General features: G+C 68.9%; 15 protein-coding genes and 1 riboswitch. Of the genes, 4 read left to right on the forward strand and 11 right to left on the reverse strand.

Annotated elements, in window-relative coordinates; all coding sequences use genetic code 11:
• Window position 1: 1 nt before the first annotated feature.
• From npdG to DBV35_RS16185, 3 genes are read right to left on the reverse strand one after another with little or no spacing between them, the layout of a single operon-like run.
• Complete coding sequence (gene npdG, locus DBV35_RS16175; protein ID WP_108661341.1) at window positions 2-661, reverse strand: NADPH-dependent F420 reductase; 660 nt, start codon at window positions 659-661, stop codon at window positions 2-4.
• Window positions 658-3,150 carry a CaiB/BaiF CoA transferase family protein gene (locus DBV35_RS16180; protein ID WP_108661342.1) on the reverse strand — a complete coding sequence of 831 codons (2,493 nt, stop codon included), beginning with the start codon at window positions 3,148-3,150 and terminating at the stop codon, window positions 658-660. Before DBV35_RS16180 ends, npdG begins: the two co-directional genes overlap by 4 nt.
• A gap of 4 nt (window positions 3,151-3,154) precedes the next feature.
• Window positions 3,155-4,222, reverse strand: a complete 1,068-nt coding sequence (locus DBV35_RS16185) for a TIGR03617 family F420-dependent LLM class oxidoreductase (RefSeq protein ID WP_108661343.1) — start codon at window positions 4,220-4,222, stop codon at window positions 3,155-3,157.
• Window positions 4,223-4,618: 396 nt separating this feature from the next.
• Here DBV35_RS16185 and DBV35_RS16190 point away from each other — a divergent pair, with 396 nt between their 5' ends.
• The gene (locus DBV35_RS16190; RefSeq protein WP_205648707.1) at window positions 4,619-5,638 is read left to right on the forward strand and encodes a threonine aldolase family protein; all 1,020 of its coding nucleotides are present in this window, start codon (window positions 4,619-4,621) and stop codon (window positions 5,636-5,638) included.
• A gap of 90 nt (window positions 5,639-5,728) precedes the next feature.
• The gene (locus tag DBV35_RS16195) at window positions 5,729-6,982 is read left to right on the forward strand and encodes an ArsB/NhaD family transporter (RefSeq protein WP_108661344.1); all 1,254 of its coding nucleotides are present in this window, start codon (window positions 5,729-5,731) and stop codon (window positions 6,980-6,982) included.
• Here the strand turns inward: DBV35_RS16195 and DBV35_RS16200 are convergent.
• Genes DBV35_RS16200 through DBV35_RS16210 form a run of 3 tightly spaced genes read right to left on the reverse strand, consistent with a single transcriptional unit; the run spans window position 6,967 to window position 9,286 of the window.
• Window positions 6,967-7,761, reverse strand: coding sequence for a sulfotransferase family 2 domain-containing protein (locus DBV35_RS16200; RefSeq protein ID WP_157961793.1), 795 nt, complete (start codon window positions 7,759-7,761; stop codon window positions 6,967-6,969). The genes DBV35_RS16195 and DBV35_RS16200 overlap by 16 nt on opposite strands.
• The gene (locus DBV35_RS16205) at window positions 7,758-8,939 is read right to left on the reverse strand and encodes a radical SAM protein (protein ID WP_157961794.1); all 1,182 of its coding nucleotides are present in this window, start codon (window positions 8,937-8,939) and stop codon (window positions 7,758-7,760) included. The genes DBV35_RS16200 and DBV35_RS16205 overlap by 4 nt, the downstream gene beginning before the upstream one ends.
• Complete coding sequence (locus tag DBV35_RS16210; RefSeq protein WP_108661347.1) at window positions 8,939-9,286, reverse strand: SPASM domain-containing protein; 348 nt, start codon at window positions 9,284-9,286, stop codon at window positions 8,939-8,941. Before DBV35_RS16210 ends, DBV35_RS16205 begins: the two co-directional genes overlap by 1 nt.
• A 228-nt stretch (window positions 9,287-9,514) precedes the next feature.
• On the opposite strand from DBV35_RS16210, the gene msrB reads away from it, so the two are divergent.
• Both msrB and msrA read left to right on the forward strand, forming a co-directional pair.
• Window positions 9,515-9,964: a peptide-methionine (R)-S-oxide reductase MsrB gene (gene msrB / locus DBV35_RS16215; RefSeq protein WP_108661348.1), complete on the forward strand. Its 450-nt coding sequence runs from the start codon at window positions 9,515-9,517 to the stop codon at window positions 9,962-9,964.
• Window positions 9,961-10,479: a peptide-methionine (S)-S-oxide reductase MsrA gene (gene msrA / locus DBV35_RS16220; protein ID WP_108661349.1), complete on the forward strand. Its 519-nt coding sequence runs from the start codon at window positions 9,961-9,963 to the stop codon at window positions 10,477-10,479. Before msrB ends, msrA begins: the two co-directional genes overlap by 4 nt.
• Before the next feature lie 40 nt (window positions 10,480-10,519).
• Here msrA and DBV35_RS16225 read toward each other — a convergent pair whose 3' ends face one another.
• From DBV35_RS16225 to DBV35_RS16245, 5 genes are read right to left on the reverse strand one after another with little or no spacing between them, the layout of a single operon-like run.
• Window positions 10,520-10,996: a hypothetical protein gene (locus DBV35_RS16225; protein ID WP_108661350.1), complete on the reverse strand. Its 477-nt coding sequence runs from the start codon at window positions 10,994-10,996 to the stop codon at window positions 10,520-10,522.
• Window positions 10,996-12,201 carry an agmatinase family protein gene (locus DBV35_RS16230; protein WP_108661351.1) on the reverse strand — a complete coding sequence of 402 codons (1,206 nt, stop codon included), beginning with the start codon at window positions 12,199-12,201 and terminating at the stop codon, window positions 10,996-10,998. The genes DBV35_RS16225 and DBV35_RS16230 overlap by 1 nt, the downstream gene beginning before the upstream one ends.
• Window positions 12,198-12,950: an ATP-binding cassette domain-containing protein gene (locus DBV35_RS16235; protein WP_108661352.1), complete on the reverse strand. Its 753-nt coding sequence runs from the start codon at window positions 12,948-12,950 to the stop codon at window positions 12,198-12,200. The genes DBV35_RS16230 and DBV35_RS16235 overlap by 4 nt, the downstream gene beginning before the upstream one ends.
• Window positions 12,947-13,768, reverse strand: coding sequence for an ABC transporter permease (locus DBV35_RS16240; RefSeq protein WP_108661353.1), 822 nt, complete (start codon window positions 13,766-13,768; stop codon window positions 12,947-12,949). Before DBV35_RS16240 ends, DBV35_RS16235 begins: the two co-directional genes overlap by 4 nt.
• A gap of 5 nt (window positions 13,769-13,773) precedes the next feature.
• The gene (locus DBV35_RS16245) at window positions 13,774-14,823 is read right to left on the reverse strand and encodes a putative urea ABC transporter substrate-binding protein (RefSeq protein WP_108661354.1); all 1,050 of its coding nucleotides are present in this window, start codon (window positions 14,821-14,823) and stop codon (window positions 13,774-13,776) included.
• A 90-nt stretch (window positions 14,824-14,913) separates the two neighbouring features.
• Window positions 14,914-15,019, reverse strand: a riboswitch (guanidine-I (ykkC/yxkD leader).
• Window positions 15,020-15,052 lie beyond the last annotated feature (33 nt).

Consider the following 15,052-nt stretch of genomic DNA (forward strand, 5'->3'; position numbering starts at 1 on the left):
CTCACCCGCCCTCGCCGTCGGCAAGGCCCGTGACCCTGACGCCCGCGCCGTCGGCGACCTTGTAGCGCCGGTTGATCGCGATCAGCACGGAGGTCATCGCCTCCGCCGCGACGGCGTTCTCCAGCGGCCCACCATGGACGGCGCGCACGCCGATCCTGTCGATGAGCGCGACCGCCTCCTCCCGGTCATCGACCGCGCCGAAGACGAGCACGTCCGCGCCGATCGGCTGGCCGTTGCGCAGCTTGGCGGCGGAGACGTTGTGGAAGGCGGTGACGAGACGACCGGCCCCGCCGAGCGCCTCGCGCGCCGTCAGCGCGGCGGAGCCCGCCGGTGGAAGCTGCACCACCGCCACCTTGGGCGGCACCAGCGGGACGGACGTGTCGATGACGAGCTTGTCGCCGAGGCGCGGCGCGATCGCGCGCAAGAGGTCGGCCTGCTGGGCGAACGGCACGGTGAGGATCACGACATCGCCCCGCGCGGCGGCCTCCTCGTTGGTGGCGGGCTCGGCATTCCAGCCCGCCTCCTCGATGGCGAGGCGGGCCTTCCCGGCCTCGCGCGAGCCGACGATGAGCGGGCATCCGGCGGCCGAGAAGCGCGCGGCGAGCCCGCCGCCGAGGCTTCCGGTGCCGCCGAGGATCGCGACGGTGGGCGGGTTGCTCATGCGCGCCTCCTTGCGGCCGCTTCTTCCTTCGGACGGGGCGCGACCCCGCTCCCCGCCGCCCGAGACTTGCGCAGATGCGGCGGCACCGCCTCCTTGCCGATGATGCCGGCGTCCTCGAGCGCGGCGAGCTCGGCGGCGGAGAGGCCGAGGATCCCTTCCAGGACCTCCTCGTTGTGCTGGCCGAGCGTCGGCGCGGCGCGGCGGATCGGGAGCGGGCCGCTCCCCTCGCGGAAGGTCGGCGAGGGGTAGGGCTGTGGCCCGCTCCACTCGCGCGCCATCTCCTGCCAGAAGCCGCGCGCGCAAAGATGCGGATCCTTGAGGAGATCGACGGGTCGGTGCGCGATGCCGGCCGGGACGCCGACGGCCTGGAGCCCCGCCATCGCCTCCTCGGGCGTGCGGCCCGCGGTCCATGCGGCGATGGCCGCGTCGATCTCCACCTCGCGCGGGCGGCGTCCCGAAAGCGTCGTGAGGCTGGCGTCCGCGCCAAGGTCCGCCGCGCCGATCGTCGTGCAGAGGCCTTTCCATTCGGCCTCGGTCTCGACGGCGAGGGTGACCCAGGCATCCTCTCCCCGGCAGGGAAAGCTGCCATAGGGCACGAAGGCCGGATGGCCCTTGCCCATCCTCGGCGTGGTGCGGCCGGTCGCGGACTGCTCCGCGATCCACGGCGCGACCATCGCGAGCGAGCATTCCACCTGGCTGAGGTCGATCTTCTGGCCCCGCCCCGTCCGGTTGCGATGAAGAAGCGCGAGCATCAGCGCCGCGGCGGCCGTGATCCCGCCGATCGGGTCGCCATAGGCGATATGGCTCCCCTGCGGCGGCGCGCCGTCCGCGCCCGCGACGCGCGGGAGCCCCGCCGCCTGCTCCAGCGTGGAGCCGTAGGCGCGCACCTCCCGCCACGGCCCGTCCGCCGGGAAGGCCGGCATCGAGACCATGATGAGGTCCGGCCGCACCTTGGTGAGGGCGGCATAGTCGAGGCCGAGCTTCGGCAGGACCGAGGCCGAATAATTCTCGATGACGATGTCCGCCTTCGCGACCAGCGCCTTCGTGAGCGCGACGCCCTCAGCCGTCGTGAGGTCCAGCGTGATGCCCCGCTTGTTGCGGTTCATCACGTTGAAATAGCCGCTCTTCTCGTAAAGGCGCTGCTCCATGACGATCGGCCTGTTGTCGACGCCGCGCCACCAGTCCGGATAGCCGCACGCCTCCACCTTGACGATGTCGGCCCCGAGATCGCCGAGAAGGCGCGAGGCGTGCGGCCCCGCCCATCCCATCGAGAGGTCGACGACGAGGAGACCGTCGAGGGAGGATGTTCGGCCGGCGGCCGGTGTGCTGAGATCGTCCGCCCCGCGCGGATGCGGCCATTGCGGCGGCGAACAACCCGGCGCCTCGACATGGTTTTCCACGCGCGGCGGGCAGTCTTCGAGGCCGAGAAGGGTGACGGGGAGCGCGAAACGCGCGTCGCCCCGCGCCGTCGTGCGGAAGGCGCCCCGGCGGCGGAATTCCTCCGTTTTCAGAAGTTCTTCCATGTCGGGAACGACCACGATGGGCATCCGCGCTTCGAGGCCGATCTCGAACCATTCCTGCGCCGTCTTCGTCAGGAAGACCGGGGCGAAGCGGGCCTCCAGTTCGTCCGAGCGGGCGATGCGCTGGCGGTTGATCGCGTAGTCCGGGTGGTGGGCGAGATCGTCCATCCCGGTCAGTTCGCAGAAGGTCACCCACTGCATGAAGGTGACGACGGTGACGCCGATCCACCCTTCCTTGCAGCGGTAGATGCCGAGCGGGTAGTTCGGCCAGAAGCGGTTCTTGCCCCAGCGGTGGTCGCGCCGTCCGGCCGACCAGTCGAGCGCGACATTGTACTCGGCAAGGCTGATCGCGCAGTCGAGGACGGCGAGCGAGATCCGCCGTCCGCCAAGATCGCGGCGCGCGTGCAGGGCCGCCGCGCCGACGGCGAAGGCGTTGAGGCCGGCGACCACGTCCGACTGATAGTCCGGGATCGGGGTCGGCGGCCCCTCGGCCGGGCCGACGAGATAGACCATCCCCGCAAGCGCGCGGCAGGTGATCTCGGTCGCCTTGTAGCCCGCATAGGGCCCGTCCTCGCCGAACCATGTGAGGACGAGGACGATGAGGTCCGGGTTCGTTTCGCGCAGCGCGTCGATGAGGCCGGACGGGGACGTTCCCGTGTCGGTGTGGCCGACGATCGCGATGTCCGCCTCGGCGGCGAGGCGCACGAGGGTGTCCGTGTCGCCTGCCTCCACCGTCACGGCGCGCTTGTTCGCATTGAGGACGAGCGACCAGGCGCCCTCCTCGCCCCCGCCGACATCGATGCGTGGCGCGCGGGCGCGCAGCCCACTGCCACCCGGCGGCTCGGCGCGCAGGACATCGGCGCCGAAATCGGCGAAGACGCGGCCGCAATAGCCCGCGGCCGGCACGTTCCCGATCTCCAGCACCCGCAGCCCGGCGAGCGCCTCGCCTCGATCGCTCAATCCAGCCATCGGTTCAGTTCCAAGTCGGCGCGTAGCTCTCGAACTGGCACGGGATCGCGTGGATGCGGTCCGTCAGATCCTTCAACTCGTCCGGATCGTCGTCGTCGGCGAACTGGAAGGACACCGTGTCGGCGAGGCCGCCATAGCGCTCCTCGAGCTTGGCCGGCAGCTCGTTGTAATCGGCGACGACGGCGAAGAGGTCGATGAGGTCTTCGGGGATCTGTGCGGCCATCTCGTCCCAGCGATTCTCGCGCGGGAACGGGTTCAGCTTCTCGCCGAGCTCCAGAAGATCGTGCTCGCGCAGGACGTCCCAATAGGCCTTGGTGGAGCAGTAGAAGGCGATGCGGAAGCGCACATATTCCTTCATCTTCGCGACCGCTTCCTCGTTGCGGCCCGTCGCGATGAAGCCGCCGGCGACGACCTCCAGATGCTTGCGATCGCGCCCGCCCCGCTCCAGCCCCTTCTCGATGTTCTTGATCGACACGTTCTGGAGATATTTGCGCGTCGAGAACGGATGGAGCCGCACCCCGTCGCAGCACTCGCCGGCGACGCCGAGCATCGCCGGGCCGACCGTCGCGAGCGAGATCGGAATCGGCGGCAGCCCGTTCGGCTCCGGCGAGAAGTTCGGCGTCATGAGGTTCAGCGTGTAGGTCTCGCTCTGATAGTCGAGCGGGACACCCTTCTCCCAGCACGTCCAGATCGCGCGCAGCGCGCCCACATAGTCGCGGATGCGCGGCGCGGGCGGGGTCCATTCGAGACCGTAGCGGCGCACATTGTGCGACTTCACCTGCGCACCGAGGCCCAGATAGAAGCGCCCGCCCGAGGCGGCGTGCACGTCCCACGCGGCGTGGGCGGTGATCGTCGGCGCGCGGGGGAAGGCCATCGCGACGGCGGTCCCGAGCTGGATCTCGCTCGTCTCGAGCGCGGTGGCGGCGAGCGGGATGTACGGGTTGTGGGCGTTCTCCAGGCACACGCCGCTGTCGAAGCCGCACCGCTCGGCGAGCTTACCCATCTCCTGCGCTTTCCGAAGATCGCCGTTCGGCAGTTGCGTGATGATCCGCATGGACCTCCCCATCACCATTATTCGAGCACTGAGCTCGTATCAGTGCTCCTTTGCATACGTTTGTACACATTTGCGCGCACGCGCATCAAGCGCCTTCTGCTTTCCCGCACGGAGTTTTCGCGTTGGCCGCGCGATGCGGGCGGTTTCGGGCCGATGGGAAAGAGGCACGGAGACCGCGCACGGCGGCGTCGGACACGCGAAATCGGCGCGGCCGGTGCGGTCATCACGAATTGGATCTGAGCAATTGGCCCCGCGCAGGTTGCTGGCGCGCGCCGTCGAAATGACGCAGCCTTGCGCCTCGCCTCTGCCCGCCGCGCTCTTGCGGTCGCGGCGTCAGTGTCATTCGCTTCGCGCGCCCCTCGCGACTCGGCTCAAGAGAGGGCGCCTGCCACGCACAGCCCTGGAGTTCTTCGCGTGATCGATCTGAGGTCCGATACCGTCACCCGCCCGAGCGCCGCGATGCGCGCCGCCATGGCCGAGGCCCCCGTCGGGGACGACCAGTTCGGCGAGGACCCGAGCGTCAACGCGCTCGAGGCGCGCATCGCCGCCCTCCTCGGCAAGGAAGCGGCGCTCTTCGTCGCGAGCGGGACGATGGGCAACCAGGTCGCGCTGAACGTCCTCGCCCGCCCCGGCGACGACGTCCTCCTCGCCGACGAGGCCCACATCGTCTGGCACGAGACGGGCGCGGCGGCGGCGAATTCCGGCGTCCAGTTCCGCACCATCGGCGATGGCGGGATCTTCGACGGCGATGCGGTGCGCGCCGCGGTCCATCCGCGCGGCCACCTCGTCTTCCCGCCGACGACGCTGGTGGTCGTGGAGAACACGCACAACCGGGCGGGCGGCATCGTCGTGCCGCAGGAGACGGTCGACGGCATCCTCGCGGCGGCGGCCGAACTGGACCTTGCGACCTTTCTCGACGGCGCGCGCCTCTTCAACGTCGCGGCGGCGACGGGCCTCCCGCTCGACCGCCTCGCGGCCGGGTTCGACATCGTGAGCGTCGCGCTCTCCAAGGGGCTCGGCTGCCCGTCTGGCAGCGTGCTCGCGGGCAGCGCGGCGCTGATGGAGAAGGCCCGCCGCGTGCGCCGCCGCTTCGGCGGAGCGATGCGCCAGGTGGGTATCCTCGCCGCCGCCGGCACCTATGCGCTCGAGCACAACATGGACCGCATCGCGGACGACCATGCGAACGCCAAGGCGATCGCCGCCCGCATCGGCAACATCCAAGGCATCCGCCTCGCCCCGGTCGACACCAACATCGTGATCTTCCACCTGACGGGCGGGGCGATGGCGGCCGACATCGTCGCGAAGGCGCGCGAGCGGGGGATCCTCATCATGGCGTTCGGCGCCAAGACGGTGCGTCTCACGACCCACCTCGACGTGTCGGCGGAGGAATGCGCCACCGCCGGAACGGTCCTCGCCGAGATCCTGCAAGCCTAGAACCGCATCGGCCGCGCGTTTCGCCGATGGCGGTGCGCGCGGCTTTGCTGTAGCGCCCATCGTTTCCGGATCTATCCAACCGAGACAACGATGGACCTCACGATCGCCCTCTTCGTCCTCGTCTACATCGCGATGGGCGTCGGCCACCTGCCGGGCTTCGGCGTCGACCGGACGGGCGCGGCGGTGGTCGGTGCGATGGTCCTGATCGCGGCCGGCGAGATCAGCCCGGCCGCCGCCTGGTCCTCGATCGACTACGGCACGATCGGCCTCCTCTTCGGTCTCATGGTCGTCTCGTCCGCGTTCGTGGTGTCGGGCTTCTACGACTGGACCGCCCGCAAGGTCGGCGGGCTGAAGGTCGGCCCGCTCGCCCTCCTCGCGATCCTCGTCGCCGTCGGCGGGGCGCTCTCGGCCGTCCTCACCAACGACGTGGTGGTGGTGGCGATGACGCCGATCCTCGCCTCGATCACGCTGGCACGCCGCCTCAACCCCGTGCCCTTCCTCCTCGGCTTCTGCTTCGCCGCGAATGTCGGCTCGGCCGCGACGCTCATCGGCAGCCCGCAGAACATGATCGCGGCCGAGACGCTCCACCTCTCCTTCGCGGGCTTCATGCAGGTCGCGGCGATTCCGGCCCTTCTCGGCCTGCCGATCGTATGGCTCGTGATCGCCGCCACCTATCGCGGTCGGTGGGAGATCGGGAGACCGCCGCAGCCGCCCGCGCCCGGCGAGGCGGCCGCCGCCGTGCCCGCGCCGATCCCCTTCAACCGCTTCGGGACGCTGAAGGCGACGATCGTCACGGTCGCCGTCATCGGCGCCTTCGTGCTGACGGACTGGCCGCACATGCTCGTCGCCCTCGGCGGGGCGAGCCTTCTCCTCGTCAACCGCCGCGTCGCCTCCAACGACATGCTGCGCCACGTCGACGGCAACCTGCTCCTCCTCCTGATGGGCCTCTTCATCGTGAACGCCGCGCTCGCCGCGACGGGGATCCCGCAGGACATCCTCTCGGGTCTGCGCGGCATCGGGCTCGACCTCCACGACCCGTTCTCGATGCTCCTGGTGATGGCCGTCCTCAGCAATGTCGTCGGCAACAACCCGGCGGTCATGCTGGTCGCCCCCTTCATCGGCGGGGCGGGCGAGCCGGAGGCGCTCGGCGCCGCGATCGCGCTCGGCACGGGCTTCTCCTCCAACGCGGTGATCTTCGGCAGCCTCGCCGGGATCATCGTCGTGGAGCAGGCGCGCGCCCACGGCATCACGATCGGCTTCTCCGAGTTCGCGAAGGCGGGCGTGCCGGCCTCCCTCCTCAGCATGGCGCTGGCGGTCGGGTGGCTCGTCTATCTCGGCGGCTGAAGCGCCGGGCCAGGCTCCGGCACGGTGTCGCGCATGCCAAGCCGGGCGCGCAGCGCGAGGTCCGCCTCGACAAAGGCTTCGAGGCGCCGCGCGGCCCCATCACTCTCGAACCGGGCGATGAGCGCATCCCAGCGCGAGCCGTTCACCGCCTTTTCGCCGACATTGTTGTGGTTGCCGACGAGGCGCACCGGCGCGCCGAGCCGCGCCGCCATGTCGGCTTCGAGCGGGCCGAGATCGCCGACATCGTAAATGGCGGAGAGGCGCGCAGCGTTGCGCATCGCGGCCTCCACGCGCGCGGGCGTTGCGAGGCCCGCCATCTCGGCGAACCCGCGCACCTTGCGCGTCGCCAGATAGTTGCAGGCGTAGTTGTCGTAATTGTTCTGAATGAAGCGCTGCCAGCGCCGGTCGCCGCCGAAGAAATAGTCGTCGACCGTGCGCTCCAGCATGACGCGCTGGCCGGTATAGCGCGGCAGGACGATCTCCTCCGGCGTCCGGCTCCGCGCCTCGCGCAGGAGATAGGCGTAGAGCGAGCCGATGCGCTCGCGCGGATCGCGCAGGATGGTGAAGACGAATGGGTCGGCGAGGGTGTCGATGTCGGTCCAGTCGATGTGGCCGCCATAGAAGCGATAGCCCTGCGGCAGGTGCGTCTCGCCCTGCCCCGCCTGGACGATGTCGCGAATGGGCGAGGTGTTCTCGATCCCGACCCGTGAGGCGAGCTGGTGAAAGACGGTCTGCCCCGCCGTCTTCGGGATGTGGAGGAAGACGATCGGCCCCCTCACGACGCGGCCTGCCGCGCCGGGGCCTCGTCGGACAGGGGCACGGCGTCGAGCTTGATCGCGTGGCCTTTGAGGAGGGCGTACCCCTCGCGCAGATATTGGTTGGTGAGCACCGGCTCGTTCACCAGGGACTGCGCCCGGTCCTTCTCGTGGAAGACGAAGAGGTGGCGGATATAGAGGAGGTTCGCCTCAAGCTCGATCGCGAGGCGGATGAAGTCGGGGAACTGGTGGATGTTGTTCTTCTTCAGCGTCCAGGAGAGGCCGAGACGGGGCGGCCGGGCAAGGTTCGCCGCCCGGCGCAGCGCGTTGAAATAGGCGATGTTCTCGAGCCAGAGCGCCAGCGAGGCCCCGCCCCTGTTCTCGGCGAAGATTTCGGGCGTCGTGCCGTCGATCGAGCAGGTCAGCGTGTCGATGATCGGCAGCATCTCCGGCTCGATCCGCTTCTTCAGGAACGTCCCGTTGGTGACGCAGGTGAGAAGCACGTCGTTCGCCTGAAGGTGCCCGATCAGCTTCTGCCAGAGCGGGAGCGCCACCATCATCGGCTCCCCCCGGCCGACGAGATTGACGAGGCTGAGCGGCGCGAAGGCGTCCGCCGCGAGCCCATCGAGCATCTCGGCCGAGAAGGCGCTGCGGCGATTGTTCATGCCGTGCGCCTCGGGCGTACCGTGGCTGCTGCAGTGGGCGCAGGTGAGGTTGCAGCCCGCCGTCAGCTCCAGGCTGATCGATTCCGGCATATGCGGCAGGTCCGAGCGGCGCGAATTCTCGCTCTCCTCCACCGCCGCGCGCGTGCGCTGCTTGAGGTCGAGACGCCGCGCGCGAAGGCTCGCCTCCGAGCCGTCCTCCTCCGACACGAACCCGACGAACCGGCCCCGCGCGCGACCGCGCGTGTAGGGCAAGCCGTCGAGGCGGAGGCGGATGAAGCCCGACGCGCGGGCCGCCTCCGGCAGGACGAGCCGATGGCGCTCCTTCCGGCCCGTATGGACGACGCGGAAGCAGATGACGCGCGCTTCGTCGAACGGCTCGTCCGGGGACGTGGTGAAGTAGAGCTTGCTGTAGTCGTAGCCGGGCTCGGTCGGATCGATCGTCACGTTGATGTCGACGAAGCCGACATTGGGCGCGACCCTCAGGCGGCCGAGCGGGAGGTCGCGCCCGTCGAACCCGTCCACGGCGAACCCGTCCATCAGCCGCGCTCTGGCTCGTCGAGAAAGCGGGTGAAGCTCCACGCTTCGTCCGTGTAGCCGGCGGGGGTGTCGACGTTCGGATCCTGGCGGGCGTGCCATTCCTGGCGCTGCTGGTGATAGCCGATCTCGCGGAACCAGCAGGTCCGGCACTGCGTCCACTCGCGCTCGGTGCCGAAGTCGGCGCGCAGGTGCCTGAGGCGCTTGCCGTTCCAAATACTGGACAAGGGGGCGTCTTGCAGGTGGCCCGCGTTCTCAGCGTAGAAATTCGCGCAGGTCACCACCTCGCCATCGGCCATGATCACGGAGGTTCGATGGAAATAGGGGCATCGGTCCAAACCGCGATTCATGCGCAATACCCCGGATGATGGCTTGATCCAAACGCAATGAATGACTGATCTTTTTTCAACTCTGTGGGCGACGCCAATGCCTGTCAAGGTAGCTTTGCGGCAATCGCGTGCGGCCGCATCGCTCCGCCGTCCAGCGCGTTCCCTCACGCCCACCAAACGCCGACGTGACGGGCGATCGCGTTGCCGGATACCTATATTGGTGCCAAGCCAAGCATCGAGAGGACCGACATGAGGCCATATCGCAAGACACCCGAAGCCGTCGCCGCCCTCACGCCCGAACAGTATCGCGTGACGCAGGAGAGCGGCACCGAGCGGCCCGGCACCGGTGCGCTTCTCGGCAACAAGGCGCCGGGCATCTATGTGGACATCGTCTCGGGCGAACCGCTCTTCGCCTCCGCCGACAAGTACGAGTCGGGTTGCGGCTGGCCGAGCTTCACGAAGCCGATCGAAAAGGCCAACGTGGCGGAGCTGACCGACACCACTTACGGGATGATCCGCACCGAGGTCCGCTCAAAGCACGGCGACAGCCATCTCGGCCACGTGTTCGAGGACGGACCGCGCGATCGCGGGGGCCTTCGCTACTGCATCAACTCGGCCGCGCTCCGCTTCGTCCCGCGCGAGGCGATGGAGGCGGAAGGCTATGGCGACTATCTGGACCAGGTGGAGGATGTGAGATGACGAGAGAGACCGCGATTCTCGCCGGCGGCTGCTTCTGGGGCATGCAGGATCTGATCCGGCGCCAACCGGGCGTCATCGCGACGCGCGTCGGCTACACTGGCGGCGACGTGCCGAACGCCACCTATCGCAATCACGGCACCCACGCCGAGGCGATCGAGATCATCTTCGACCCGGAGAAGACGAGCTATCGCCGGATGCTGGAGTTCTTCTTCCAGATCCACGATCCGACGACGAAGAACCGGCAGGGCAACGATGTCGGCCTCAGCTACCGCTCGGCGATCTACTATACGAGCCCCGAGCAGAAGGCCGTCGCCGAGGACACCATCGCCGATGTCGACGCGTCGGGCCTGTGGCCGGGCAAGGTGGTGACCGAGATCGCCCCCGCCGGCCCGTTCTGGCAGGCCGAGCCCGAGCACCAGGACTATCTGGAGCGCTACCCGCACGGCTACACGTGCCACTTCATCCGTCCGAACTGGACGCTGCCCGTGCGCGACAAGCGCTCGGACGCGGCCTGAGGCGAGCCCGCGCGCCGGCCATCCGGCGCGCGGGTCCCGATCAGGCGGAGAGCGCCCTCACCTCCTCGAAGCGCAGGGACCGCGTGCCGTTGCCGTCGAAATAGACGAAGCGCAGCGTCGCGCGGCGCGAGGCGAGCGCGGCCGGGAGCGGGTCGTAGCGGAAGGTCTGGCCGCCGAGATGAGGCGTCAGCGCGCCGATATCGGCCGCATTGTCGACAGTCACGCGCAAGAGCTTCAGCTCCGTCCCGTCGCCGAGGCGGGCGATGAAGGGGATCGCGGCGAGGCGCAGGAAGCTCGTCGGATCGCTGGCGCTGGTGAAGCCCTCGACGAACGCCTTCTCCACGAGGTCGAGATCGGCCTCGTGCTCCGGCGCTTCCGGCGCGTGCTCGCCCTCTCCGAGATGCGGCGTCTGCCACTGGGCCGTGCCCCGGTTGTGGCCGGGGTGGGCGTGCGGGTGATGGTGGTGATGGCCGCCGTCATGATGGTGGTGGTGATGATGGGAATGATCGTCGTGCATCAGTAGGCCACCGGCTTGTCGATGATCGCCTTGTGCTTGCCGAGCGTGCCATGCGCGCACATCGAGCCCAGCGCCTCGACCGCGACGCGCACCCCGAAGAGCGCGGTGATGTCGGACGTGTCGTAGGGCGGCGAGACCTCCACGACCTCGAGCCCGCAGATGCCCGGCGCGCACACCAGGCCGAGGATCTTCAGCGCCTCGCGCGGCAGGAAGCCGCCCGGCTCCGGCCAGCCCGTGCCGGGGACGAAGCCGCAATCGATGGAATCGACGTCGAACGAGATGTAGACCGTGTCGGCGTCCTTCCACGCGAGTTCCAGCGCGATCTCGGCCGTCTTCTCCAGCCCATAATGCTCGATATCTTCGATGGTGAGGACGTTGGTCTGGCGCTTGAAGGCCTCCTTCGCGCCGGGGCGCGGCACCTGCCAGCCGCCGATGCCGAGCTGGACGAGGTTCACCGCCGGCACGTTCGGCAGGTTCGTCGCCCAATACCAGGGCGTCGTGTGCATCCTCTCGTCGAGATCCTTCTCCTGGATGTCGATGTGGCGGTCGAAGTGGATGATGCCGATCCGCTTCGAGGTGCATTCGGCGATGCCGCGCACGCAGGGAAAGCCGATCGAGTGATCGCCGCCGAGCATGATCGGCAGCGCGCCGGAGGAGAAGACGTGCGCGACACCGCGCGAGATCTGGTCGAACGACTTCTCCAGATTGCCGGGGATGGTGAAGACGTCGCCCGCGTCGCACAGCGTCATCTGTTCGCGCAGGTCCACCCCGAGCTCGTAATTGTAGGTCGTGTAGAGGGCGGAGATGCGGCGGATCCCCTGCGGCCCGAAGCGGGTGCCGGGCCGGTAGGTGGTGCCGGAATCGAACGGGATGCCGAGGACGGCGGCGTCATATTTCGCGACGTCGCGCACGTTCTCCACGTAGGGCGCCTTCAGGAAGGTGTTGATCCCGGCAAAGTGCGGGAGCTCGCCCCGCGCGAAGGTCGGGATCATCTTGTCGGTGAGCGAGTCGGCGCCGGGCAGGCCCATCTCGAGCGCCCATTGCTGCTCTTTCGCCCAGGCCGCGCCCGGCAGGGCGTCCTCCGCCTCGAGCGCCTTCCACCCCTTCGTCTCCTTGGCGTTGAAGTCGGGGTGGTGGCGGTGGGCGGCGGGCGGACGGGTGCGCGTGCCGGCGCGGCGGTGGGCGCGGGTCGGTTGGTGTCTCATGGCTGGACCTCCTGGGGATCGGCGGGCGGCGGCCCCTTCAGCGGAATATCGTAGGTGATGGTCGCCCCATAGGCATGGGGCGCCTGCGGGTCGTGGCGGATCTTGTCGAAGACGAGGATGCGCGTTCCGAGCGTGAACGCCTCCGACAGGTCGTGCGTGACCATGAAGACAGTCATTCCGGTCTCGCGCCAGAGCTCCACGAGGAGGCTCTGCATGTCGCGCCGGATGCCGGGATCGAGGGCCCCGAAGGGTTCGTCGAGGAGAAGGATCTTGGGCCGCCGCAGAAGCGCCTGGCCGAGCGCGAGGCGCTGCTGCATCCCGCCCGAGAGCTGGGCCGGATAGCGGTCGGCGGCGTGCGAGAGGCCGAGCCGGTCCATCATCGCCCCCGCCGCCGCCCGCGCCGCGCGCCGCTTCGCGCCGAAGAGACGCGCCGTGAGCGGCGCGGCCTCGAAGGCGTGGGGCAGCATCAGGTTCTGCACGACCGTCAGATGCGGGAACACGCTGTAGCGCTGGAAGACGACGCCGCGATCGGCGTCCGGCTGCGCCGCCGGGACGGCGCCGTCGATGCGGATCGTGCCGCGCGTCGGCTGCTCCTGGCCGAGGAGGATGCGCAGGAACGTGGACTTCCCGCAGCCCGACGCGCCGACGATCGTGACGAGCGCCCCCTCCGCCACGTCGAGATCCACCCGCTCCAGGATCGGGTTGCCGCCATATTTGATGGCGATGCCGCGGACCTCGATGTAGCTCACAGGCTGTCGCCCGAGAGGTGCGCCCAGGGAAAGAGCGCGCGCGAGAGTGCGCCGAGCGCCCGGTCGATCGCGTAGGCGATGAGCGTGATCCAGATGACGTACGGGATGATGAGGTCCATCGCGAGATAGCGGCGGACGAGGAAGATGCGATAGCCGAGCCCCTCGGTGGAGGCGATCGCCTCGGCCGAGACGAGGAAGATCCAGGCCGGTACGAGGCCGAGGCGAAGCGCGCGGATCACGTGCGGCCAGAGCTGCGGCAGGATCACCCTGAGCGCGATCTGCCAGGACGAGGCGCCGAGCGTCTCGGCCTTCACGATCTCCTCGCGCGGGATGTCGAGCGCGGACTGGGCGAGCGTGCGGATCATGAGCGGCGCCGTTCCGATGACGATGAGGCCGATCTTGGCCGCCTCCCCGAGGCCGAGCACGATGAAGAGGATCGGCAGGACCGTGATCGGCGGCACGAGCGAGATCGCCGCGACGAACGGGGCGAGCGTCGCGCGCGCATAGGGCAGGATGCCGATCAGCGCGCCGACGAGGACGGCGAGCGCGGCGGCGATCGCCATGCCGTAGACGAGGCGCTCAAGGCTCGCCGCCGTGTCGGTCCAGAGCAGATAGTCGCCGGTGCGTTGATCGGCGACGAAGGCCATGCGGCTCATCGCGGCCGCCATCGCGTCGAGCGAGGGCAGCAGCTTGTCGGCGGGATTGTCCGCGCGGCGGATCGCGCTGCCGATCGTGTAGGCGACGAGGGCCGCCACGAACGGAAGCGCGCCGAGGATGATCCGGGCGACGCGCCCGGGCCGACGGTTGATGAGCCGCACGGGCGTCAGAGTCCGCCGTTGGCGGCCATGTCCATGGTGGTGGTGTCGAAGCGGAACTTGACGTTCTGCGGATCGCCGGTGGTGCTGCCGTCCGGATAGGCGACGCCGACGAAATCGGCGCTCGGCGCGCCGGTGCCGAGGATGCCGTGGTCGAAGAGGAAGTTCGCGACGAAGGTCATCGTCTTCGGCAGCTCCGCCGACTTGGTGAATTCGACGGCCGTGGCGGGGTCGTAGAACATCTCCGTCGTCTCGAGCTGGGCGTTGTAGCCGGCGATGTCGGTGCCGGAGGCCGAGGCCATCGCCTGGAGCGCCTCCTCGTTGCCGTCCTTCACGAGGGCGAGCGTCTCGTACCAGGCGCCGACGAGGGCCTTGCCGAAGTCGGGATTGGCCGCGAGCGTCTCGGTGTTGACGACCATGAGGTCGATGATCTCGCCCGGAATCTCGGAGGAATCGAAGATCTGCGTGCCGCCGGCCGCGACGACTTCGGACAGGAGCGGGTTCCAGGTGACGACGGCCTCGACGTCGGGCGTCGCGAAGGCGGCGACGATGTCGGCGTCGGACGTGTTGACGACGGTGAGGTCGCGCTCCGACAGGCCCGCCCCTTCGAGCGCACGCGCCAGCAGGTAGTGCGAGACCGAGAGCTCGACGAGGTTGATGGGCTTGCCCTTGAGGTCCTCCACCGAGGCGCCCTCTTTCAGGACGATGCCGTCATTGCCGTTGGAATAGTCGCCGACGATCAGGGCGGTCGTGTCGACGCCGCCGCCGGCCGGGATGGAGAGCGCGTCCATGTTGGTCATGGAGCAGCCGTCGAACTCGCCCGCGGTGTACTGGTTGATGGACTCGACATAGTCGTTGATCTGCACCGCCTCGATGGTGAGACCGTACTTGTCCGCCCACTTCTTGAGGATGCCGGCATCCTGCATGTATCCCCAAGGCATCCAGCCGACATAGATCGACCAGCAGACCTTGAAGTCTGTGCGTTCCTGTGCGGTGGCCGCCGGAACGGTGGCCGCGAAGGCCAGGAGTGCCACGGCAGTCGCAGTGATGATCCTCATCTCGATCTCCTTCGTTGCATCGCCCCAGAAAGCCGATTGCGCGCGAAGAAGACCGGGAGACGGCCGCCAAAGCGCGGTCGGCGTGCGGTGTTCTCCCGGGATTTTGGCCCGCCGTGTTCCCTCGGATGCGTCCCGAGGAATGCGTCTCTCGGACCAGACGTCCCACGAAGGAACCGGAACCCTAGACGCGCCGCACTGCCGATTTTGAAGCAAGACGGATGCCAATATT

Source organism: Acuticoccus kandeliae, assembly GCF_003073115.1.